The organism is Solirhodobacter sp., from assembly GCF_964715405.1.
On the sequence record NZ_CBAICG010000041.1, the window covers coordinates 1 to 23,477 of the forward strand.

Below are 23,477 nucleotides of genomic sequence, written 5' to 3' on the forward strand. Positions count from 1 at the left end.
GATCCTTCGGGTGCGGCGCCCGCATATCGCGCACCCCTGTGGCTCTGTTGCAGGTTATCCACAATGAGATCGTGCTGCAAACGTTTGATTCTTGCATAAAATAGACGGTTCCGGCATGGTGATGGAAATATCGGGCGAAAAGACCCGCAGTTGGGCGTGATCGGAGAGGCAGGTCACATGAGCATTCGCAGGATCCTTCAGGCTGGCCTCATGGGGGCCACGGTCGTCTTGGCCGTGGCGCCACCGGGCGTTGCCGAGACGTTGCAAGTTCAGGCCGGCGCGCCATCGAACGCGCTGAACGTGACCATGAATCGCGCCGTCGTGCTGCAAAGCGATACCTCGTTTTCCGAGCTGTCGGTGGCGAACCCCGGCATCGCCGACATTTCCACCCTGTCCGACAAGACGATCTATGTGCTGGGCAAGGCGCCGGGCCGCACGACGTTGACGCTGCTCAGCCCCGACGGCAAGCTGATCACCAACGTCGAGATCCAGGTGACCCCGGACGTCGGTGAATTGAAAGAGCGCCTGCAGCAGATTCTGCCGACCGAAAAGATCGACGTGCGCACCGCCAACGACGGGATCGTGTTGTCCGGCACCGTGTCCAGTTCCTCGCGGCTCGACCGCGCGCTGGAACTGGCGCAGCGCTATGCACCGGGTCGGGTGTCGAATCTGATGAGCGTCGGCGGCACGCAGCAGGTGATGCTGCAGGTCCGCTTCACGGAAATGCAGCGCTCGGTCGAAAAGAGCCTCAGTTCCAGCATCGCCATCAGCAATGGCGCGACCGGCAAGGTGGGTGTGCTGGGCGGCACCGGGTCACTGACCAACGGCACGACCAACAAGAACCTGTTCAGCGGCACCCCGGCCCCGACGGCGACCAACAGCCAGGGCGCGATCACGCTGGGCTTTTCGGCAGGCAGCATGCAGTTCGCCGTGCTGCTGGAGGCGTTGGAATCCAAGGGCGCCGTGCGCACCCTGGCCGAACCGAACCTGACCGCCCTTTCCGGACAACAGGCGAAGTTCCTTGCGGGCGGCGAATACCCGATCCCGATGCAGGACTCGAACGGCAACGTCACGGTGACCTACAAGCCGTTCGGGGTCGGGCTGAACTTCACCCCGACCGTGGTCGACGGCAACACCATCAATCTGCAGATCGACGCCGAGGTTTCGGCGGTCGACAGTTCGGTCAGCTACAACAACAACGGCTTCACCATCAACGCGTTCAAGACCCGCAAGACCTCCACCACAGTCGAAATGCACGACGGTGAAAGCTTTGCGATCGCGGGCCTGTTGCAGGACAACTTCACCGATGTCGTCGGTCAGGTGCCGTGGCTCGGTGACGTGCCGATCCTGGGGGCGCTGTTCCGCAGCGCCGACTTCCAGCGCAACCAGAGCGAACTCGTGATCATCGTCACGCCGCACCTCGTCTCGCCGACGCGGGGCAACGCCTTGTCGATGCCGACCGACCGGGTGGCGCCGCCGAGTGAAAAAGGGCTGTTCCTCTATGGCAACACCACCGGCACTCCGCAGGGCGGGCAGGCGGGCGAAGTCGCCAGGCAGGACTTCAGCGGCGCCTACGGCTACGTGATGAACTGAGGGATGCGGGCAATGGCGGCGGAGCGGCACATGCGGATGATCCTGATCGGGGCAAGCCTTCTGGCGCTCGCCGGCTGCATCGGCGAAAACGAGGTCGGTTCCTCGACCGGTCGGGGGTTCGGCAGTGCAACGGCGACCAACATCGGCATCGAGACCGGGCAGTTGTCCTATGCCGTCGATCTGTCGCGTCGCTTCGCCTCGGAAGTGCCGAACACCGTGAACTTTGATTTCGACAGCGCCGCGCTCGATGACGGCGCCCGCGCCGTGCTGCGCAAGCAGGCGGACTGGATCCGTCAGTTCCCCGAGGTGCGGTTCCGCGTGTTCGGCTATACCGACCTTGTCGGCAGCGAAGCCTACAACAAGGGGCTCGGGATGCGTCGCGCCCGCGCCGCGGTCGCCTATCTGGTCAGCCAGGGCATCTCGCAGTCCCGGCTGGAGGCGGTGGTTTCCTACGGCAAGACGCAACCGCTGATTCAGGTTCCGACGCGCGAGCGCCGCAACCGTCGCACGGTCACCGATGTGTCGGGCTTCGTGAACGGCTCGCCGCTGGTGCTTGACGGCAAGTATGCCGACATCGTCTACCGCGACTACGTTGCCTCGGCCTCCGGCGCAAAGAGCGGCAGCGCCGCCGACTCGGCCAGCACGACGACGTCCGCCCCGGCGGTGAAGTAACGCCCCGCCGGGCGGCGCAGATCGCCGCCCGTCCCCGCGCCCTCCGTCTCCAAATCCGCTCCTATCCCGCTCCGCATCACGCGAAAACGCCGGATAATAACGGATTTTTAGCCCCAATGTTGCCAACATTGCCAGCCATCGTCGCCAGAAGGAAAGGCGCGATTCCCGATCGCGCACGGGCAAGGCGTGAAGGAACCGACCGAATAACGGTCGGCAGAGACGGAGCAGTCTCCGGATCGTCCGAAGCCCGATAGAGAAGGACGTGAGGCCATGAGCAGTGTTGCAGCGATGAAGCAGGAACCGGCACCGATCCGTGCGTGCACCGTCTCGCGGGACGTGCAGAATTTCGACCTTGTCATCGAGGACATGGAAGCCGAATTCGGCGAGGCCTGGGGTGACCTGACCTTCGGCGATGCGATGCTGTTTCTGTCGCAACCCGATGCCGCCGCGCTGGAATTCGTCGCCATCGCGCTCGACGACAAGGACGAGGCCGACCTTGCCCGCATCAGCGAGCTGATCAAGCAGGCCAAGGCCCGCGGGATCAAGGTGATCCTGATTGCCGAAGAGGTCAGCCCGATCGTCCTGCACCAGATGCTGCGACTCGGCGCCGATGACTTCGTGCCCTACCCGCTGCCCGAGGGCGCGCTGCACGAGGCCATCGAACGGGCGCGCCAACCCGCCCCGGTCGCCGCCGCCGAAGCAGCGGCCGCCCCCGCGGCCGAGCCGCTGACGGGCGCCGCCCCCACGTTCAAGGCCAAGGGCGACCGCGACGGTGTCGTGCTGCCGGTGCACGGCCTTGCCGGCGGCACCGGGTCCACGACATTCGCGGTGAACCTCGCCTGGGAACTGGCCTCGATCGCCAAGAAGGACGGCCCGCGCGTCTGTCTGCTCGACCTCGATTTCCAGACGGGGTCGGTCGCGACCTACCTTGACCTGTCGCGCCGCGAGGCCATTCTCGACATCCTGTCGGATACCGGGTCGGTGGACAGCGACGCCTTCATCCAGTCGCTCCAGACCTTCAACGACAGGCTGCATGTCTTTACCGCCCCGTCCGAGATGCTGCCGCTCGACATCGTCGGCCCGGAAGAGGTGGACCGGCTGATCACGATGGCCAAGACCAACTTCGACTTCGTCGTGATCGACATGCCCAAGACGGTCGTGCCCTGGACCGAAACGGTGCTGCATCAAGCCCATGTCTACTTCGCGCTGATCGAGCTTGACATGCGCTCGGCGCAGAACGCGCTGCGCTTCATCCGCGCCCTGAAGGCCGAGGAGCTGCCGTTCGAGAAACTGCGCTATGCGCTGAACCGGGCGCCGAAATTCACCGACCTGTCGGGCAAGGCCCGCACCAGGCGGATGGCGGAAAGCCTTGGCATCGACATCGAGCTGATGCTGCCCGATGGCACGCGGCAGGTGACCCAGGCGAACGACCACGGCCTGCCGCTGGCCGAGACCGCACCGAAGAATTCGCTGCGCAAGGAAATGCAGAAACTCGCCAAATCGTTGCATGATCTGAACAGGGCGGCCGAGGCCGGCAAAGCGTAAGAGGTAACTGGGATGGCCATGTTCTCGCGTTTCAAGAAACCCGGAGAGGACGGCCCGGCGCGGCCGGGCCCGATGGCCAAGGTCACCCAGTCGGTGACCGCACCCTTGGCGTCCGCAGGGCCCTCCGGCGCGGCCAAAGCCCGCATTCAGCCGGTCGTCGCCCCGAAGCCGAGCGCACAGGCCGTGGCGCAGGACAAAGAGCGCAAGCGCCGCGATCGCCTGGGCGATATCAAGCTGGAACTGCACAAGCGGCTGCTGGACAACCTCAACCTCGCAGCGATCGAATCCGCACCCGAGGCGAGCCTGCGGGCCGAAATCGCCTCCATTGCGGGCGAAGCGCTCGATGAAATGTCGATCGTCCTGAACAAGGAGGATCGCACCACCATCAACCAGGAGCTTTATGACGAGGTCATGGGCCTTGGTCCGCTTGAGCCCCTGCTGAAGGATGACACGATCAACGACATCCTGGTGAACGGCCCGCATCGCATCTTTGTGGAGCGCAACGGCAAGCTCGAACTGACCGACATCACCTTCAAGGACGAACGCCACCTGCTGCGCATCATCGACAAGATCGTGTCGGCCGTCGGCCGCCGGGTCGATGAATCGAACCCCTACGTCGACGCCCGCCTGGCCGATGGGTCGCGCTTCAACGCGATGGTGCCGCCGGTCGCGGTGGACGGCAGCCTGGTCTCGATCCGGAAATTCAAGAAGGAAAAGCTCGGCATCCCCGATCTGGTCCGCTTCGGCGCCTTCACCGAAGAAATGGGCGCCTATCTTCAGGCCGCCGTGGCAACCCGGCTGAACATCATCGTGTCGGGCGGGACCGGTTCGGGCAAGACGACCACGCTCAACGCGCTTTCATCGTTCATTGACAACTCCGAGCGTATCCTGACGATCGAGGATACGGCGGAACTTCAACTGCAGCAGGTCCACGTCGGCCGGATGGAAAGCCGCCCGGCAAACGTCGAAGGCAAGGGGGCCGTGACCCAGCGCGATTGCCTGCGCAACGCCCTGCGGATGCGCCCCGACCGCATCATCGTGGGTGAAACCCGCGGCGAGGAAGTGATCGACATGCTGCAGGCCATGAACACCGGCCACGACGGGTCAATGACCACGATTCACGCCAACTCGGCGCGCGACGGCGTCAGCCGCCTGGAAAACATGGTCGCGATGGCGGGCATCGAAATGCCGATCAAGGCGGTGCGCGCCCAGATCGCTGCCGCCGTGAACCTGATCGTGCAGGCCAGCCGTCTGCAGGACGGCAGCCGCCGCATGGTCTCGATCACCGAGATCACCGGGATGGAAGGCGACGTCATCTCGATGCAGGAAATCTTCCGCTACGAGCGGTTGGGGATGGAACCTTCCGGCAAGATCATCGGCCGCTTCAATGCCACCGGCGTGCGGTCGCACTACTCCGACCGCTTCAAGCAATGGGGCTACAACCTGCCCTCCGAAATCTTCGACGCGATCCCATAAGGACCACCGCCATGCAGTTCAGCGCAGCCCCCCTCATCTACGGTGCGATCTTCTTCGGCGTGATCATGCTTGTCGAAGGCATCTACCTGACCGTGTTCGGCAAATCGATCAGCCTGAACAGCCGGGTCAACCGCCGCCTCGCCCTGATGGAAAAGGGCGGCCGCCGCGAGGAGGTTCTGGAACAACTCCGCAAGGAAATGAGCCAGCACGTCAATGCGCGTGGCATCCCGCTCTATTCCATCCTCGCGACCAAGGCGCAAAAGGCCAACATCGCCTTTTCGCCCAAGGCGCTGATCGGCATCATGGCGCTCCTGTCGCTGTTTGCCTTCATCGGCCTGACCATCGGCACCGGGGCTTCGACCCCGATCCGGGCTGGCGTGGCGCTTCTGATGGGTGTCGGCGGGGTCTACACCTGGGTGGGCAACAAGGCCAAGAAGCGCCTTTCCGCAATGGAGGAGCAACTGCCCGAAGCGGTGGAGCTGATGGTGCGCAGCCTGCGCGTCGGCCATCCGTTCTCGGCCGCGATCAGCATCGTCGCGAAGGAAGTGCCCGACCCGCTCGGCTCTGAATTCGGGGTGATTGCCGACGAGGCCGCCTATGGCCGCGACATTACCGAGAGCCTCAAGTCCCTCGCCGAACGGATGGACATGCAGGATTTGCGCTTCCTCGCCGTGGCCGTGACGATCCAGTCGCAATCGGGCGGCAACCTCGCCGAAATCCTTGACGGTCTGGCCAAGGTGATCCGCGCCCGCTTCAAGCTGTTCCGCCGTGTCAGGGCCATCACCGCCGAGGCGAAATGGTCGGGCATGTTCCTGTCGGCCTTCCCGATCGGCGCCATGATCATGATCAACGTGCTGCAGCCGCACTACTACGACGATGTCGAGAATACCTCGGCTTTCATCCCGGCCTGTCTGATCGTGGCGGGTTTCCTCATCGCGAACGTGATCTTCATGCGCGCGATGGTCAACATCAAGGTCTAGGGGGTCCGCGGCATGGAACTGATGAACTCGATCAACGCGGCGCTGGTCTCTTCCCTCGGGCCGCTCGGCCCGCTGATTGCGGTGGGCGGGCTCGGGATCTTTCTGATCCTGCTGACGCTGTCGGCGATGATGAAGAAGACCATCGACCCGATGGAAAAGCTGCAACGCTCGCTCAAGGCCGAGGCCGCCGCACGCAAGTCCACCAAGGGCCAGACGCTGCGCACGGCCGACCGCGCCGACAAACTGCAGAAGTTCGCGACCTTCCTCGAACCGCAGAACGAAACCGAACTGTCGGCCGCACGGCTGAACATGCTGCGCGCGGGCTACCGCTCCAAGGACGCGGTGCGCGCCTTCCACGCCGTGCAATTCGCGCTCGGCCTCGGATTGCTTGCGGCAGGCATGATCTATTCGCTGATCCTGAGCCAGACCACCGAAGTCGGCACCAAATCCCTGATGCTCTATACCCTGCTGCCGGGCGCCGTCGGCTACTACCTGCCAAAGCAATTCATTGGCAAACGAGTGAAAAAACGCACGGAAGAGATCATCAACGGCTTCCCCGACTCGCTCGACATGATGCTGGTCTGCGTCGAGGCAGGCCAGTCGCTCGACCAGTCGATCGTCCGCGTGTCCAAGGAAATCCGCGCAGGCTACCCGGCCCTGTCGGACGAGTTTGAAATGGTGGCGCATGAAATCAAGGCCGGCAAGGATCGCGTCACAGTGCTGCGCGACATGTCGGAACGCTGCGGCGTGCCGGACGTGTCGTCCTTCGTGACGGTCCTGATCCAGTCCGCGACCTTCGGCACCTCGATCGCCGAGGCGCTGCGCGTCTTCTCGGCCGAAATGCGCGACAAGCGGGTCATGCGCGCCGAGGAAAAGGCCAACAAGCTGCCGACGAAGTTGACACTCGGCACGATGATGTTCACCGTGCCGCCGTTGATGATCATCCTGATCGGTCCGTCCATTCACGGGATCGCAACGACGCTGGGCGGCAAGGGCACGCATTTCTAAGGGGCAGGATTGCTGGGCAGGCTGGCACGGATCGCGGCACTGGGCGCATCGCTTGCCGTGCTGGCTGGCTGCCAGCCCGATGGTGCGCTCACGCCTGAACGTGTGGGCCCCCCTCCGCCCGCCGGAACCCCTGCCGTGACCGAAGCGGTCGATGGCCTGATCGTCGGCCACCGGCTGATGGCGGCGGGCGAGTACGAACTGGCCCTGCGCGCCTATTACCGCGCCGCGGCGGAACACGGGCTGAATGCCGACGTGCTCTCCGCCCTCGGTTCAGCCAACCTCAAGCTTGGGCGGTTGGGTCAGGCCGAACAGAACCTGCGCGCGGCCGTGCGGCTCGACCCGACCTTTGTGCCTGCGCTGAACAACCTTGGCGTTGTCTTGATGAACGAGGGCAAGTACGGCGAGGCCAAGGAGGTCTTCCAGAGCGCCTTCGCGCTCGACAGTGGCCAATCCGACCTGATTCGCGAAAACTTGAGCCGCGCCCTCGCAATGCTGGACGATTCCGGTTATTCTGCGCCGACCGAGGCACCAAAATTCGATTTGGTCAGAAGGGGTAACGGGCGTTACCTTCTCTTGTCTACGAATTGAGGGCAGAGCAGTAAAAAGGACGCGAAATGCGCCACCCCGGGTTGATTGGGCTGTGCCTCTGCGGCACGGTTCTGCTTGCAGGCTGCCAACAGGCAGAACGAAACAAGATTGAGAAGGAAGTCACCAGCATCAACGCTGCTGATGAAGCCAATCTTGACGCGATCGAACTGACCATTGCCGACCCGAACGAGGCGGTGGCCTATTTCACCAAGTCGGTCGAGAAACACCCCGAGAAGACCGAACAGAAGCGGTATCTGGCCAAGTCGCTGGTGCGTGCCCAGCGGCCCGCCGACGCGGCGAAGATCTGGGCCGATGTCGTCGCGGCCAAGGATGCCACGAACGAGGACAGCGTCGATCTTGCCGACGCGATGATCCGCGCGAACCAGTGGACGCAGGCGGAAACGGTGCTGGACGGCATTCCGCCCACGCATGAAAGCTTTGACCGCTACCGGCTGGAAGCGATGGTGGCGGACTCGCGCAAGCAGTGGAAGAAGGCCGACAGCTTCTACGAGATCGCCGCCGGCATGACCACGACTCCGGCGGGCATCTACAACAACTGGGGCATCTCCAAGATGACGCGCGGCGATTTCGCCGGGGCCGAGCCGCTTTTCATCCAGGCGCTGCGCTACGATCCGGCCGTCTTCGCCACCAAGAACAACCTCGTGCTCGCCCGCGCGCGGCAACGCAAATACGACCTGCCGATCATCGACATGACACAGGGCGAACATTCTGTGCTGCTGTACAACATCGCGCTGACGGCGATCAAACAGGGCGACGTCGCGACCGGCAAGGGGCTGTTGCAGGAAGCCATCGACACCAACCCCGAGTATTTCCCCGACGCCGTCCGCGCCCTCGCGGCGCTCAGCGCGAATGTGAGCAACTGAGATGGTCTTTCCCGCCTTCCAGGCCGCGGTCTTCCTCCCCTTCGCAATCGCCATCGGCGTCTGGGTCTCGTGGAGCGACATGAAATTCATGCGCATCCCGAACCAGGCCGTGATCGCCCTCGCGCTGGTCTTCGTCGTGCTCGGGCCGTTCCTGTTCCCGTGGCGCGACTACCTGTGGCAACTTTCACACCTGCCCGTGCTTCTGGTGATCGGCTTCCTGCTCAACATGATGGGCGCGATCGGGGCCGGGGATGCGAAGTTCGTGGCCGCGATGGCGCCATTCTTCGCGCTCGGTGATCTGTCGGTCATCGTCGCGCTGGGCTCGGCGACGCTGCTGGCCGCCTTTGCCACCCACCGCCTTCTTGGCCTGATTCCGGCGCTGCGCCGCGCCACCGCGGATTGGGAAAGCTGGCGTCGTCACGATTTCCCGATGGGCCTCGCGCTGTCGGGGATTCTGGTTTTCTACCTGCTTCTGGCCGTCCTGCTGGGGCACCCGCACTAGAACCGGTTTACCGAACCGAAATGACCCGGCCCCATGATCGGGGCGAGACTGGAACCACCTTCGACCCACCACCACGCGCGCATCGAACGGACCCGCCATGAACATCCAGGCCACCAACGTCCTTGCCCCCGTCTCTCCCCGCACCATGGCCGAAACCGGCCTGTCGATGGTGATGATGCGGGATATCCTGTTGAAATCCATGTTCCGGATGAACCTGACCCAGCTCAGCGACATCGCCAACGTGATCTGCGTGCCGCTTGGCGTGACGCAAGAGATCGTGGACCTGACCCGCGGTCAACGCCTGATCGAGGCGATGGGCACGCTGCACGCCAACTCGGGCAACGAGATGGGCTATCAGCTTACCGACGCGGGCAAGGCGCGCGCGCTCGACGCGCTGAGCCAGTCGGAGTACTACGGCGCCCTGCCGGTGCCGCTGGAGATGTACAAGGAGCAGGTCGGCCGCCAGTCGATCCGCAACATCCAGTTGACCCGCGACCAGATGCTGGCGGCGATGGGCCACCTGATCCTGCCGCCCGACCTGTTGCAGAACCTCGGCCCCGCGGTGAACTCCGGCCGCTCGATCCTGCTTTACGGGCCGCCCGGAAACGGCAAGTCGTCGATCTCGAACGGCATCCGCGATGCGATGGGCGACAAGATCTTCGTGCCCCGCGCGCTGGAGTTTTCCGGCCAGGTCATCACCGTCTATGACCCGATCGTGCATTCCCAGGCGCAGATGGCGCTCGACGATCCGAACTCGCTGCGCCGCAACGCCTACCGGTTCGACAACCGCTATGTGTTCTGCGACCGCCCCACGGTGATCACCGGCGGCGAGTTGACGCTGGACATGCTGAACCTGACCTACAACACCACCGCGCGCACCTACCAGGCACCGTTGCAGCTCAAGGCTACCGGCGGCGTCTTCATCGTCGACGACCTTGGCCGCCAGAAGGAATCGCCGCAGGCCCTGATCAACCGCTGGATCGTGCCGCTGGAGGAAAGCCGCGACATCCTCGCGCTGCAATCGGGCGAAAAGTTTACCGTGCCCTTCGACACGCTGGTGATCTTCTCGACCAACTTCCACCCGAACGAGATCTTCGACGGCGCCGCCCTTCGCCGGATCTTCTACAAGATCAAGATCGACGGCCCGAGCCAGGAAAACTACCTGAAGATTTTCGCGATGGTGGCCCGCAAGCGCAAGATGCCGCTGGATGAAACGGCGCTTCTGCACCTGCTCAAGGTCAAGTATCCGACGATCGACGACAACTACGCCAACTACCAGCCGATCTTCCTGATCGACCAGATGATCGCCATCTGCACCTATGAGGGCATCCCCAACCAGATGACGCCCGACCTGATCGACCGCGCCTGGGCCAACATGTTCGTGCGCGACGAGGTGATTGCGCGCTAACCGCCCCTGTTAAACCTGCCGGGCGGGCCTTACCTTGCCCGGCATGACCGCCCTGCCCCCCGCGTTCGACTCCTGGTTCGCCACCCGCGGCTGGACCCTGCACCCGCATCAGCACGAGATGCTGGCTCGCGCGGCCGAACCCGCGCTGCTGCTGATCGCCCCCACCGGCGGCGGCAAGACCCTCGCCGGGTTCCTGCCCACGCTGGCAGAGCTTGCGGACGGCGCCCACAAGGGCCTGCACACGCTCTACATCTCGCCGCTCAAGGCCCTCGCCGCCGACATCCGTCGCAACCTGCGCCGCCCGGTCGAAGACCTCGGCCTGCCGATCCGCATCGAAGACCGCACCGGCGACACCAGCTACACCCAGCGCCGCCGCCAGCGCGCCGACCCGCCGCATATCCTGCTGACGACGCCGGAAAGCCTTGCGCTGCTGCTCAGCTACGAGGATGCGCCGCGCGTTTTCGCCGGGTTGCAGCGGGTGATTGTCGATGAGATTCATGCGCTTGCGGAATCCAAACGCGGCGACCAGTTGATGCTGTGCCTCGCCCGGCTTTCCTCCCTCGTGCCCGGTCTGCGCCGTGTCGGGCTGTCGGCCACGGTCGAAGACCCCGCCGCCATCGCCCGCTTCCTCGCCCGCGCGCCCGACCCCTGCGCGATCCTCACCGCCGATCCCGGCCCCGACCCCGACATTGCCATGCTGGAAACCGGCGCGCCCCCGCCCTGGGCCGGGGGCGGCGGGCGGCACGCGATCCCGGCGATCCTCGCCGAGGTCAAGCGGCACCGCACCACGCTGATCTTCCACAACACCCGCGCGCAGGCCGAACTGTTTTTCCGTGACCTCTGGCTGCAGAACGACGACAGCCTGCCGATCGGCATCCACCACGGCAGCCTGTCGCGCGAACAGCGCGAGCGGGTGGAGGCCGCGATGGTTGCGGGCAGCTTGCGCGCCGTGGTCTGCACCGGCAGCCTCGATCTGGGCATCGACTGGGGCGACGTGGACCTGGTGATCCAGGTTGGCGCCCCGAAGAACGTCAAGCGCCTTGTGCAGCGCATCGGCCGCGCCAACCACCGCTACAACGCCCCGTCCAAGGCGCTGCTGGTGCCCGCCAACCGGTTCGAGGTGGTCGAATGCCTCGCCGCCCTGCAAGCCGTGCGCGACCACACGCTGGATGGCGAGCCGCGCGGCCCCGGCCCCCGCGACGTGCTTTGCCAGCACATCCTGATGACCGCCGCCTCGGGCCCCTTCGACGCGGACGCGCTTTACGACGAGGTCACCAGCGCAGGCGCCTATGCCGACCTCAGCCGCCCGGATTTCGATGCCTGCCTCGATTTCGTCGCCACCGGCGGCTACGCCCTGCGCGCCTATGACCGCTGGCAGAGGCTGCTGTTTCGCGATGGCCGCTGGCAGTTGCGCGACCCCCGTGCCGCCGCGCAAATCCGCATGAACCTGGGCACCATCATCGACACCGAAACGCTGGCGGTGCGCCTGAAGGGCCGCATGGGCATGCCGCTTGGCGAGGTCGAAGAGGCGTTCGCCGCCAGCCTGACCCCCGGCGACACCTTCCTGATCGGCGGCGAAGTGGTGCGCTATGAATCCCTGCGCGAAATGACGGTCGAGGTCAGCCGCAGCCCCGGCCGCGCGCCCAAGGTGGCGGTGTTCAGCGGCACCAAGTTCGCCACCTCGACCCTGCTGACCCACCGCATCCTTGCGATGCTCCAGCAGCCCGACTGGCCGGAACTGCCCACCCACACCGCCCGCTGGCTGGCGCTTCAGCGGCAGGTCTCGCGCCTGCCCGAACCCGACCGGTTGCTGTTGGAAAGCTTTCCGCATGACGGGCGCGAGCATCTGTGCGTCTACGGATTTGCGGGGCGGAACGCGCAGCAGACGCTGGGCCTGCTGCTCACCAAACGGCTGGAAGAGGAGGGGCTGCACCCGCTCGGCTTCGTCGCCACCGACTACGCCACGCTGATCTGGGGCCTCGACCCGGTGACCGACGCCGCGCCGCTGTTCGACGCGCAAGCGCTGCGCGCGGGGCTGGAAACCTGGCTGGCGGGCAATGCCGTGATGAAGCGCACCTTCCGCGCCTCGGCGATCATCGCCGGGCTGATCGAACGCAACTCGCCCGGCAAGCGCAAGAGCGGGCGGCAGGCGACCTTCTCCTCCGACATTCTCCACGACACGCTGCGCCGACACGACCCCGGCCACCTGCTGCTGCAGATCACGCGCGAGGAGGCGCTGCGCGGTCTGGTCGATTTCGGCCGGATCGAAGAGATGCTGGCCCGCATCGGTCCGCGCATCGACCTTGTGCGGCTGGACCGGGTCACGCCGCTGGCCGCGCCGCTGCTGCTGGAACCGGGCCGCATCCCGGTCGAAGGCGCGGGGCGCGAGCGGCTGCTGGCCGAGGCGGCAGCGCAGTTGCTGGCGACGGCGGGCCTTGCCTGACCCCTTGCCATCCGGCCCCGCTTGAGGCATCGAACGAAGCATGAACGGGTATGATTTCAACCTTTGCGGCGCGGCACTGACCGCCCTGCCCTCCGGCGCGCTCTGGTGGGCGGCGGAACGGATGCTGATCGTCTCCGACCTGCATCTGGGCCGGTCGGAACGCTATGCCCGGCGCGGCGGCGCGCTGTTGCCACCCTACGAGACGCGCGACACGCTGGGCCGCCTTGACGCCGACATGCAAATCACCAGCCCCGCCACCGTCCTGTGCCTTGGCGACAGTTTCGACGACACCGCCGCCGCCGGAGCATTGGACGAGGGCGACCTGCTGTGGCTGACGCGCCTGATGGCCGGGCGGCGCTGGCTCTGGGTCGAGGGCAACCACGACCCCGGGCCGCTCGCGCTTGGCGGCACCCATCTGGCGCTGCACCGTGCCGGGCCGCTGATCTTCCGCCACATCGCCGAACCGGGCGCGGTGGGTGAGGTTTCGGGCCACTATCACCCCAAGGCGACGCTGGCGGCACGCGGCCAGCGCCTGACGCGGCCCTGCTTGCTGATCGATGCCGAGCGGGCGATCCTGCCCGCCTATGGCACCTACACCGGCGGGATGTCCTGCACCGATCCGCTGCTGCGCGGATTGATGGGCCCCGCATCGCTTGCGGTGCTGCTCGGCACGCCACCAAGGCCGGTGCCGTTCAATGGCACTGCGGGCCAGCGCTCCGCGACCGCGTCCAGATAGCTGCGGCTGACCGGCACCAGCCGACCGTCCTCCAGTTGCAGGAAGGTCTTGCCCCGCGCGCGCGTGATCCCGCGCACCGCCGCGAAGGCCACCCAGTGCGAGCGGTGGACCTGCATCCCCGCCACCCCGTCCAGTTCGGCCATCGCGTCGGCGAACCGCATCAGGAGGCTCGTCTGCCCCTGCGCGGTGGTCACGACAACATAGTGATCGCGCACCGACAGGCCGAGGATCGGCCCCGGATGATCGTGGCCAAGCCGCGCCAGCAACCGCGCAGAGATCGGGCGCGCAGTCGGCACGGGTGTCACTGGCGCCCCCGTCATCAGCGTCCAGATCGCCGACTCCAGGATGGAGGAGAGGAACGCGGCAACCCACATGACCCGGATCGGCACGATCGTCGACAGGCCCCGCGCCTCAAGCCAGAAGGTGATCAGATAGACGACGGGCGCGTAGACCGTTGCAAAGATCGCCGATACGATCAGCCCGCGCGCCCACCGACCGGACCCGATCAGCCAGGACCGCGCGGCGCGACGGCACAGGCTGGCGACGGGCGCGGCGCCGCCAAGCAGCAGGCACCAATAGACCAACCGCACGGGCGCCCGCATCGATGCATAGGTTCCGAAGGGGCCCGCGAACGAGACCAGCATCGAGACCATGAGCCACATTGCTGCGGCACGGGGGGTAAAGACGTGTCTGAACCCTCGTCGCAAGTCGGATACACGCACAGGAGATACTCATCCAGCTCAACACTGCTGGATGCAGATACCAACCACGCCCTGTCCGAACAAGGAAAAACATGTCCTTTTGGACAGGTCTCCTCCGGGGCGGTGTCAGGCCGTCAGGCCCTCGGGTTCTGCCAGACCGTTTGCGCGGCAGCAGGCGGTCAGCGTGTTGGCCAGAAGGCACGCGATGGTCATCGGCCCGACGCCGCCGGGCACCGGTGTGATGGCGCCAGCGACCGCCGCCGCGCTGGCGAAATCGACATCGCCCACCAGCTTGGTCTTGCCGTCGCGCTCGATCCGGTTGATGCCGACGTCGATCACCGTCGCGCCCGGCTTGACCCAGTCGCCCGTCACCATCTCGGGCCGCCCGACCGCCGCCACCAGAATGTCGGCGGCGCGGCAGACGGCGGGCAGATCCTTGGTGCGCGAGTGCGCGATCGTCACCGTGCAGCTATCGCCCAGCAGCAATTGCGCCATCGGCTTGCCGACGATGTTCGAGCGGCCCACGACAACTGCGGTCAGTCCGGACAGCGACCCGAGGTGGTCGCGCAGCAGCATCAGACAGCCCAGCGGGGTGCAGGGCACCATCGCCTTCTGTCCGGTTCCCAGCAGCCCGACGTTGGAAATGTGAAAGCCGTCGACGTCCTTCGCCGGGTCGATCGTGTTGATGACAAGGTCGGAGTTCAGATGAGCCGGCAGCGGCAACTGCACGAGAATACCGTGAACTTCGGGATCGGCATTGAGCCGTTGCACCAGTGCCACCAGATCGGCCTCGGCGGTGTCGACGGGCAGCTTATGTTCGAAACTGGCCATGCCAACCTCGACCGTCTGCTTGCCCTTGGAGCGCACATAGACCTGGCTCGCCGGGTCTTCGCCGACCAGCACCACCGCCAGACCGGGGGTGATCCCGTGGTCCGCCTTCAGCCGCGCGACATGCGCCGCCACCTGCCCCCGCACCTTTTCGGCAAAGGCCTTTCCGTCGATGATGGTCGCGCTCATGGTATCCTCCTCATTCCGCCGCGGCGAAAGCCTGCCGGTAATGGTTCATCTGCATCCGCGTTGCCAGCACGGCGTTCTTCATCAGGATCGCCACCGTCACCGGCCCTACCCCGCCCGGCACCGGCGTGATCCAGCCCGCCACTTCGGCGCAACTGGCGAAATCGGCGTCGCCCACCGTGCGGCCGTCCACCCGGTTGATGCCGATGTCGATCAGCGCCGCGCCCGGCTTCAGCATCTCGCCCGTCACCAGCCCCGGCTTGCCGACCGCCACGAAAACCGCATCGGCGCGGCGCGAATGCACCGCCACCTGCCGCGTCATGTGGTGGCAGACGGTGACGGTGGCACCCAGCCCCATCATCAGGAAGGCGATCGGCTTGCCGACGATCTCGCTGTGCCCGATCACGGTGACGTCCAGCCCCTGCACCGTCAGCGGCAGCGTCTTGAGAATCTCCACCGCCGCCACCGCCGTGCAGGGGCCAAGCGCCAGGTCGTTGTAGACGATGTTGCCGATCGAGGCCGGGTGCATCCCCTCCACGTCCTTCAGCGGATGCACGGCCTTTTGCAGCGCCTTCACCGGGATATGCGCGGGCAGCGGGCGCTGAATGATGATGCCGTTCACACGGGGGTCGGCGTTCAGGCCCTGCAACACGCCCACCAACTGTTCCAGCGAGATCGTGGCGGGATAGTTCCGCGCCTCGAACCCGACGCCCGCCGCTGCCGCCTGACGGCTCTGGTTGCGCACGTAAAGCTCGGCCGCGGCCACATCGCCGACCGAGATCGAGACGAGACGCGGCGCCCAGCCTTCGGCCGCCAGCGCCGCCGCTTCGGCCGCGGCCCCGGCCAGAAAGCGCGCCGCGATCGCCTTGCCGTCGATGATGGTGGCCGTCATCCCTGCCCTTCCTCTGTCGGGGCCGAGGGCCCCAGAACCGCCTCTTCGCGCGCGATCGACCACTCGATCAGCATCCGCCAGAGCCGCTCGGCAAGGTCGGGGTCAAGACCCCGGCCCGCAGCCTCGGCGCGCACCTTCGCCACCACGTCCTCCACCCGCGCCGCGATGCGCGCGGGCAGGCCCTCGCCCGGCTTCAACACCGCGGCGCGGTCGATCATCGCCGCGCGCCGCGCCAGCAGCGCCACCAGATCGCGGTCCAGCGCGTCGATCCGGTCACGCAGGGCGGTCATGGTGGCGATGGTGTCAAGGTCGGTCATGGCAGGTGCTCCGGCAGGCTCCCACAGGGTTTGCCGAAGAATGCGAGGGGCCGCAACCCGTCGGGTGCGGCCCCCGCAGGATCAGAACAGCCCTTCGATGTCGCCGTTGGCATTCAGCCGGATCACCTCGGCCGAGGGCACTCGCGGCAGGCCCGGCATCGTCATGATCTCGCCGCAGATCACCACGACGAAGCCGGCCCCGGCCGACAGCCGCACTTCGCGCACCGGCACGGTGTGCCCGGTGGGCGCACCGCGCACATTCGGGTCGGTGGTAAAGCTGTATTGGGTCTTGGCCATGCAGATCGGCAGATGGCCATAGCCCGCAGCCTCCCACACCTTCAACTGGTCGCGCACCGACTTGTCGGCGATCAGCGCGTCGGCGTGGTAGATGCGCTTGGCGATGGTCTCGGCCTTCTGGAACAGCGGCATCTCGTCGGGGTAGAGCGGCGCGAAGTTCGCGGCGCCGCTTTCCGCCAGCGCCACGACCTTGTGCGCCAGTTCCTCGATCCCGGCGGAACCCAGCGCCCAGTGCTTGCACAGGATCGCCTCGGCGCCCTGCTGGGCGACGTAGTCCTTCACCGCTTGAATCTCGGCGTCGGTGTCGCTGAAGAAGTGGTTGATCGCCACCACCACCGGCACCCCGAAGCCCTTCACGTTGGCGATGTGGCGGCCGAGGTTGGGGCAGCCCTTCTTGATCGCATCGACGTTCTCGGCACCGAGGTCGGCCTTGGCGACGCCGCCGTTCATCTTCATCGCGCGGCAGGTCGCCACGATCACTGCCGCCGAGGGGCTGAGCCCCGCCTTGCGGCATTTGATGTCGAAGAACTTCTCGGCGCCCAGGTCGGCGCCGAAGCCCGCTTCGGTCACCACATATTCGCCCAGCCGCAGCGCGGTGTTGGTGGCGATGACCGAGTTGCAGCCATGCGCGATGTTGGCGAACGGCCCGCCGTGCACGAAGGCGGGGTTGTTCTCCAGCGTCTGCACCAGGTTCGGCTGCATCGCATCCTTCAGCAGCACGGTCATCGCGCCGTCGGCCTTCAGGTCGCGGCAGTAGACCGGGGTCTTGTCGCGGCGGTAGGCCACGACGATGTCGCCCAGCCGCTTTTCCAGGTCTTCAAGGTCGTTCGACAGGCACAGGATCGCCATGACTTCCGAGGCGACCGTGATGTCGAACCCGGTCTGGCGCGGAAAGCCGTTGGCGACGCCGCCAAGGTTCACCACGATGTCGCGCAGCGCGCGGTCGTTCATGTCCATCACCCGGCGCCACACGATGCGGCGGGCGTCGATGTCCAGCTCGTTGCCCCAGTAGATGTGGTTGTCGATCATCGCCGACAGCAGGTTGTGCGCCGAGGTGATGGCGTGGAAGTCGCCGGTGAAGTGGAGGTTCATCTCCTCCATCGGCACGACCTGGCTCATGCCACCGCCCGCGGCGCCGCCCTTCATGCCGAAGTTCGGGCCAAGGCTGGCCTCGCGGATGCAGACCACGGCCTTCTTGCCGATCCGGTTCAGGCCATCGCCAAGACCCACGGTGGTCGTGGTCTTGCCTTCGCCCGCGGGGGTCGGGTTGATCGCGGTGACAAGGATCAGCTTGCCCTTCGGCCGGTCGGCGATGCTTTTGATGAAGGCCTGGCCCACCTTCGCCTTGTCATGGCCATAGGGCAGCAGGTGTTCGGTCGGAATGCCAAGCTTCGCGCCGATCTCTTGGATCGGTTTCTTCTTCGCTTCGCGTGCAATCTCGATATCGGTCTTTACGGCCATTGTTGCTTCTCCCTGCGGGCATTGCGCCCCACGACGCCTTCACCGGCTATAGCGGGCGGCAGGCGACACGGCAGGGGCGATTCCGACGCCTTCAACGTCAAATTCGCCAGTCACGGTTTCCGATCGGAAATCCATGACCCGTGTGGAAGAAAAATTTCAATGGTGGAATTTTCATTCCATCGCCGTGCCACCCCGGCGCGCAGCGCCCAGATGCGCCCAGACCGGCTGATCGGGGATGTGCAGGGTCAACCGTTCGCCCAGACGCAGCACACCCTCGCGCTCGACCCAAGCGGTCACGCCGCGGCGACCTGCGGCGGCGGGCTTGAACGCCTTGCCAAAGCCGGGGCGCGCGGCCTCGATCACCTTGGCGGGCAGGGTGCAGGGCCGGTTTTCCATATCCACCACCAGCGTCACCCCGTCCGGCCCCTGCAGGCGCGACGATGGTGGCAGATGGCTGAAATCCGCCAGCCCCTCGACCACCAATGATGCGCCAAGCCAGGCCGGGTCAAGCGTATCGAGCCCCATCCCGGCGGCGATGGCAGCGATGTCTTCCGCCGCCAGGATCGACAGTTGCCGCACGTTGCGAATGGGCGTGCCGCGCTTGTGCTGCGCCGACACGCGGCTGCAGGCGGGGCGCGTCAACCCGGCATGGGCTTCCCCCTCCGGCCCGGCAAAGGTCAGGGTCAGCGCCTCGCAGGGCACGGCGGCCAGCGCGGCCTCACGGTCCGCGACGCGGCCAAGCCAGGTCACCGTGGCGCCGTAGGCGGTGGGCAGCAGCGCGGGCATCAGCCCGGCACCCGCAGCATGAAGAAGCAGCGCCGGAACGGGAACAGCGCCGCACCGTCCGGCAGCAGCGGATAGGCCACCCCCAACGCTTCCTCGTAGGCGGCGGTGAAGGACGCCGCCTCGGCGGACGTCAGCTTGTCGAGGAACGGCCGCATCGCGGTGGCCTCGGTGAACCGCCGCACCGGATGCCCGTCGGGCGAGGGGTCGAGGCGCTGAACGTAGTCCGTTTCCCAGGCCGTCACCTCGCCCAGCGGCGCCAGCATCCGCCAGTAACCCTCGGCCGGCTGCACGGGCGGCACCCAATGGGCAAGCTCGAAACGGTCGGGATAAAGCGCGGCCGCGATGTCGCGCAGAAACCGGTGCGAGGGCGCGGCGGTCTGGCGCGGCATCTGCACCGCCAGCGTGCCGCCGGGGGCCAGAAACCCCGCCAGCCGCGGAAGCAGGGCGGCATGGTCGGGCAGCCAATGCAGCGCGGCGTTGGAAAAGATCAGCGCGGGCGGCCGTTCAGGCGCCCAGGCGGCGATGTCGGCCTCGATCAGGTCCGCATATCGCCCCGTCTCGCGCGCCTTCGCCAGCATCGCGGGCGAGGCATCGACCCCGATCAGCCGCCGCGCCGGGAACGCCGCCGCCAGCGCCTCGGCCACCGGGCCATTGCCGCAGCCCAGGTCGATCACGTCGCCGTCGGGCAACGCGTGCACCTGCGCCACCAGATCGCGCGCCGGACGCAGGCGCAGGTCGGCAAAGCGGGCGTAACGCTCGGGGCTCCAGTCGGTCGCGGCGGCGGGCATGGCGGCTCCTTGTGCGCGGTGGCGGCAGTATCGCAGGCGGCGGGGCCGGGTCAACCGGATCGGTCGAAACCCCGGCCTGCGCTTATGACAAGGCCCCGATGGTTTCCCGCCGGGGCCGTCATCCGCCACCCGCCACCGTCAGGTCAGCGGTTCGGGTTCCATCCCGCCGTCGGCCTTGGGCGACTTGGGCTTGGTCTTGGGGATCGTCGTGACGCTGGCGGTGGCCGTCGGGGGATTGCCCTGATCATCACCCCGGCCCAGCGGCTCGCCCCGGATCACCCGGCCGATCTCGCCACCGGTCAGCGTTTCGTATTCCAGCAGCCCCTCGGCCAGCCGCCGCAGATCATCGGCCTTTTCGGTCAGGATGCGCTTGGCGGTCTCGTAGCCCTCATCGACGATCTTGCGCACCTCGACGTCGATCAGGGCCATCGTCTCGGGCGAATGCGGCGAGCCGCCCGAGTAGTTGCCAAGGTAGCTTTGCTGTTCGTTGGCATAGTCGATATTGCCGAGCGTGTCGGAAAACCCGAACTGCGTCACCATCGCGCGGGCGATCTTCGACACCTGCTGGATGTCCGACGACGCGCCCGAGGTCACGTTCTCCTTGCCGAAGATCAGCTCTTCCGCGACCTTGCCGCCCATCGCCATCGCGATCTTCGACTTGTACTTGGTGTAGGTCACCGAAAGCTGATCGCGCTCCGGCAGGCTCAGAACCAGACCCAGCGCGCGGCCGCGCGGGATGATCGTCGCCTTGTGGATCGGGTCGTGCTGCGGCACGTTCAGGCCGACGATGGCGTGACCGGCCTCGTGGTAGGCGGTCAGCTTCTTCTCGTCCTCGCTCATCACCATGCTGCGGCGCTCGGCGCCCATCATGACCTTGTCCTTGGCGTTCTCGAAGTCTTCCATCGTGACGAACCGCCGACCGACGCGCGCCGCCCGCAGCGCCGCCTCGTTGACCAGGTTCGCCAGATCGGCGCCCGAAAAGCCCGGCGTGCCGCGCGCGATGATGCGCAGATCGACGTCCGGCCCCAGCGGCACCTTGCGCGAGTGCACCGTCAGGATCTTCTCGCGGCCCTTGATGTCGGGGTTCGGCACGGTGATCTGGCGGTCAAAGCGGCCGGGGCGCAGCAGCGCCGGGTCCAGCACATCGGGGCGGTTGGTCGCCGCCACGATGATGATGCCCTCGTTCGCCTCGAACCCGTCCATTTCGACCAGAAGCTGGTTCAGCGTCTGCTCGCGCTCGTCATTGCCGCCGCCATAGCCGACGCCACGCGAGCGGCCCACGGCGTCGATTTCGTCGATGAAGACGATGCAGGGCGCGTTCTTCTTGGCCTGCTCGAACATGTCGCGCACACGGCTGGCGCCGACGCCGACGAACATCTCCACGAAGTCGGAGCCCGAGATGGTGAAGAACGGCACGCCCGCCTCGCCCGCGATGGCGCGCGCCAGAAGGGTCTTGCCGGTGCCGGGCGGGCCGACCAGCAGCGCGCCTTTCGGGATCTTGCCGCCGAGACGACTGAATTTCTGCGGGTTGCGCAGGAATTCGACGATCTCTTCGAGCTCTTCCTTGGCCTCGTCGATCCCGGCCACGTCGTCGAACGTCACCCGGCCATGCTTTTCGGTCAGCAGTTTGGCGCGCGATTTGCCAAAGCCCATCGCCCCGCCTTTGCCGCCGCCCTGCATCCGGTTCATGAAGAACAGCCAGATGCCGATCAGCACGATGAACGGCAGCCAAACCCCCAGCAGCGACATGAAGCCCGATTGCTGCTGCGCCTTGGCATCCACGATCACGTTCTTGGCCAGCAGCTTGTCAGTGACGTTCTCGCCATCCGGCTTGATCGTCATGTATTGCTGGCCGTCCTTGCCGCGCACCAGGATGCGCTCGCCATCGAGCGTGACGCTGGCGACATCGCCACCGTCGAGCCGCTGAACGAAATCCGAATAGGCGACCGAGCGGGTGGCCATCGTCGCTTCGCTGCCGCTGAACAGGTTGAACAGCGCCAGGATCAGCAGGAACAGCACGACCCAGAATGCGATATTTCTCGCGTTGCCCACGTGGGACCTCCTTGCAGGCGGCACACGAACCTCCGTTGTCCAGTGTCGCCGATATTGTTCCCGTCTAAGATAGACATTCGACGGTTGCGTTCAATGTGATAAAAGCGAAGTAAAATAGTCACTCTCGCCCCGGGCCAGTTCGGCGGCCCAGCCCTCCGATCGCCCGGCCAGTGGCGCCGCCACCAGCGTCGCCCCCCGCCACACCCCCGGCGCCGACAGAAGGGTCGCCCGCTTCAGCCCCGTTTCGCGCCATTTCGGGCAAGCCGCAAGGCCCGCGTTGCCCAACGCGGCGATTTCCAGCCCGCCGGTCGGCGTGCCCTCGGGCGCGTTCAGGCGCCAGCGCCGGTCCCAGATCGCGCCCGGCGCGGCCGTCTTGCCCTTTACCGCCTGCAATTCGCGGGTCAGGCGCAGCTGCGTCTTGCGCACCGTCAGCAGGCAGCCGTGCAGCGACATGTCGCGCCCTTCGGCGACCGCGGCCAGCGCCTCGGCCAGCGTCTCGTGGCGGGGCCGGTATTCGGCCGAGGCGACCCAGGCCAGCGCGTGCGACAAAAGCCGCCGCCGCAGTTCGGCGGGCAGCGCCAGCAAGGCCGCCCGCTCGATCGTCACGTCGCCCGCCTCGACCGTGGCGATCCGCCGCGCCGCGTCCTGCGCCGCATGGTCGAGCGCGTCGCGCGCCTCGGCCAGCCGCAGCGTGGTGGCCCGCAGCGCCACCGCGTTCAGCCCCAGCGGCTCCAGCCCGGCCAGCACCTGCCGGGCGCGCACCCGAGCAAACCGGGGATCGGCGTTGGAGGGGTCATCGACCCAACCCAGCCGCCGCGCAGTCAGGTAGCCGCGCAGATCGGACCGCGCCACCCCCAGCAGCGGGCGCAGCCAGTCCACACCCAGCGAGCGGCGGCGCGGCGCCATCGCGGACAGCCCGTCGACCCCGGCCCCGCGCGCCAGCCGCATCAGGAACGTCTCGGCCTGGTCGTCGGCGGTGTGGCCCAACGCCACGGCCCCCAGCCCCTCTGCCAGCGCCCAGTCCGCCATCAGCGCATAGCGCGCGCGGCGGGCCTGATCCTGCAGGTTGCCGCTGCCATCCCAGCCGTTCCAGCGCAACGTGGTGTGGGCGATGCCAAGGCCCTCGCAGACCTCGGCCACCATCGCCGCCTCGGCGCGCGCGGCGGGGCGCAGGCCGTGATCCACCGTCGCGGCGTGCAGCGCGGCCCCGGTGCGCTGCGCCCAGTCGCGCAGAAGGTGCAACAGCGCCATCGAGTCGCCGCCGCCCGAAACGGCAACGCCCAACCGGGCGGGCCGGTCGGGCGTCAAGCCTGCGTCGATCGCGCGCGCCAGTG

General features: G+C 66.6%; 20 protein-coding genes and 1 pseudogene. 12 read left to right on the plus strand and 9 right to left on the minus strand.

Features of this window, described 5'->3' with window-relative positions:
* The first annotated feature begins 177 nt into the window (after positions 1-177).
* The 12 genes from AC11WY_RS15360 to pdeM all read left to right on the plus strand — a co-directional run bounded on the left by AC11WY_RS15360 (position 178) and on the right by pdeM (position 13,835).
* A complete protein-coding gene (locus AC11WY_RS15360) occupies positions 178-1,593 on the plus strand; it encodes a type II and III secretion system protein family protein (RefSeq protein ID WP_482927052.1) in 1,416 nt (471 codons plus the stop codon).
* Positions 1,594-1,623: 30 nt separating this feature from the next.
* Positions 1,624-2,265, plus strand: a complete 642-nt coding sequence (locus AC11WY_RS15365) for an OmpA family protein (protein WP_482927054.1) — start codon at positions 1,624-1,626, stop codon at positions 2,263-2,265.
* A 270-nt stretch (positions 2,266-2,535) separates the two neighbouring features.
* Positions 2,536-3,810: a CpaE/TadZ family protein gene (locus AC11WY_RS15370; protein ID WP_482927056.1), complete on the plus strand. Its 1,275-nt coding sequence runs from the start codon at positions 2,536-2,538 to the stop codon at positions 3,808-3,810.
* An 18-nt stretch (positions 3,811-3,828) separates the two neighbouring features.
* Positions 3,829-5,286, plus strand: a complete 1,458-nt coding sequence (locus AC11WY_RS15375) for a TadA family conjugal transfer-associated ATPase (protein WP_482927058.1) — start codon at positions 3,829-3,831, stop codon at positions 5,284-5,286.
* 11 nt (positions 5,287-5,297) lie between these two features.
* Entirely contained in the window at positions 5,298-6,266 is a 969-nt protein-coding gene (locus AC11WY_RS15380; RefSeq protein ID WP_482927059.1) for a type II secretion system F family protein, read from the plus strand.
* Positions 6,267-6,278: 12 nt separating this feature from the next.
* Entirely contained in the window at positions 6,279-7,274 is a 996-nt protein-coding gene (locus tag AC11WY_RS15385) for a type II secretion system F family protein (RefSeq protein ID WP_482927060.1), read from the plus strand.
* A 21-nt stretch (positions 7,275-7,295) separates the two neighbouring features.
* Positions 7,296-7,862 carry a tetratricopeptide repeat protein gene (locus AC11WY_RS15390; RefSeq protein ID WP_482927100.1) on the plus strand — a complete coding sequence of 189 codons (567 nt, stop codon included), beginning with the start codon at positions 7,296-7,298 and terminating at the stop codon, positions 7,860-7,862.
* Between the two features lie 26 nt (positions 7,863-7,888).
* On the plus strand, positions 7,889-8,746 hold the full coding sequence (locus AC11WY_RS15395) for a tetratricopeptide repeat protein (protein WP_482927061.1): 858 nt from the start codon (positions 7,889-7,891) through the stop codon (positions 8,744-8,746).
* A 1-nt stretch (position 8,747) separates the two neighbouring features.
* Positions 8,748-9,248 (plus strand): prepilin peptidase, encoded by a 501-nt coding sequence (locus AC11WY_RS15400; RefSeq protein WP_482927062.1) that lies wholly within the window; start codon positions 8,748-8,750, stop codon positions 9,246-9,248.
* 97 nt (positions 9,249-9,345) lie between these two features.
* Positions 9,346-10,656 carry an ATPase gene (locus tag AC11WY_RS15405; protein ID WP_482927064.1) on the plus strand — a complete coding sequence of 437 codons (1,311 nt, stop codon included), beginning with the start codon at positions 9,346-9,348 and terminating at the stop codon, positions 10,654-10,656.
* 43 nt (positions 10,657-10,699) lie between these two features.
* Positions 10,700-13,099 carry a ligase-associated DNA damage response DEXH box helicase gene (locus AC11WY_RS15410; protein WP_482927066.1) on the plus strand — a complete coding sequence of 800 codons (2,400 nt, stop codon included), beginning with the start codon at positions 10,700-10,702 and terminating at the stop codon, positions 13,097-13,099.
* Between the two features lie 40 nt (positions 13,100-13,139).
* Positions 13,140-13,835 carry a ligase-associated DNA damage response endonuclease PdeM gene (pdeM, locus tag AC11WY_RS15415; RefSeq protein WP_482927068.1) on the plus strand — a complete coding sequence of 232 codons (696 nt, stop codon included), beginning with the start codon at positions 13,140-13,142 and terminating at the stop codon, positions 13,833-13,835.
* Positions 13,836-13,870: 35 nt separating this feature from the next.
* Here the strand turns inward: pdeM and AC11WY_RS15420 are convergent.
* From AC11WY_RS15420 to tilS, 9 genes and pseudogenes are all read right to left on the minus strand, one after another.
* A pseudogene (locus AC11WY_RS15420) lies at positions 13,871-14,497 on the minus strand (LytTR family DNA-binding domain-containing protein); the annotation flags it as partial.
* 165 nt (positions 14,498-14,662) lie between these two features.
* Positions 14,663-15,553 carry a bifunctional methylenetetrahydrofolate dehydrogenase/methenyltetrahydrofolate cyclohydrolase FolD gene (gene folD / locus AC11WY_RS15425; protein WP_482927070.1) on the minus strand — a complete coding sequence of 297 codons (891 nt, stop codon included), beginning with the start codon at positions 15,551-15,553 and terminating at the stop codon, positions 14,663-14,665.
* A 10-nt stretch (positions 15,554-15,563) separates the two neighbouring features.
* Complete coding sequence (locus tag AC11WY_RS15430) at positions 15,564-16,442, minus strand: bifunctional 5,10-methylenetetrahydrofolate dehydrogenase/5,10-methenyltetrahydrofolate cyclohydrolase (RefSeq protein WP_482927072.1); 879 nt, start codon at positions 16,440-16,442, stop codon at positions 15,564-15,566.
* Positions 16,439-16,759: a chorismate mutase gene (locus tag AC11WY_RS15435; protein WP_482927074.1), complete on the minus strand. Its 321-nt coding sequence runs from the start codon at positions 16,757-16,759 to the stop codon at positions 16,439-16,441. Before AC11WY_RS15435 ends, AC11WY_RS15430 begins: the two co-directional genes overlap by 4 nt.
* An 81-nt stretch (positions 16,760-16,840) precedes the next feature.
* Positions 16,841-18,517: a formate--tetrahydrofolate ligase gene (locus tag AC11WY_RS15440; RefSeq protein ID WP_482927076.1), complete on the minus strand. Its 1,677-nt coding sequence runs from the start codon at positions 18,515-18,517 to the stop codon at positions 16,841-16,843.
* Positions 18,518-18,688: 171 nt separating this feature from the next.
* Positions 18,689-19,303: an MOSC domain-containing protein gene (locus AC11WY_RS15445; RefSeq protein WP_482927078.1), complete on the minus strand. Its 615-nt coding sequence runs from the start codon at positions 19,301-19,303 to the stop codon at positions 18,689-18,691.
* Positions 19,303-20,091 (minus strand): methyltransferase domain-containing protein, encoded by a 789-nt coding sequence (locus AC11WY_RS15450; RefSeq protein WP_482927080.1) that lies wholly within the window; start codon positions 20,089-20,091, stop codon positions 19,303-19,305. Before AC11WY_RS15450 ends, AC11WY_RS15445 begins: the two co-directional genes overlap by 1 nt.
* 138 nt (positions 20,092-20,229) lie before the next feature.
* Positions 20,230-22,143: an ATP-dependent zinc metalloprotease FtsH gene (ftsH, locus tag AC11WY_RS15455; RefSeq protein ID WP_482927082.1), complete on the minus strand. Its 1,914-nt coding sequence runs from the start codon at positions 22,141-22,143 to the stop codon at positions 20,230-20,232.
* 90 nt (positions 22,144-22,233) lie between these two features.
* The gene (tilS, locus tag AC11WY_RS15460) at positions 22,234-23,475 is read right to left on the minus strand and encodes a tRNA lysidine(34) synthetase TilS (protein WP_482927102.1); all 1,242 of its coding nucleotides are present in this window, start codon (positions 23,473-23,475) and stop codon (positions 22,234-22,236) included.
* Between the last annotated feature and the right edge of the window lie 2 nt (positions 23,476-23,477).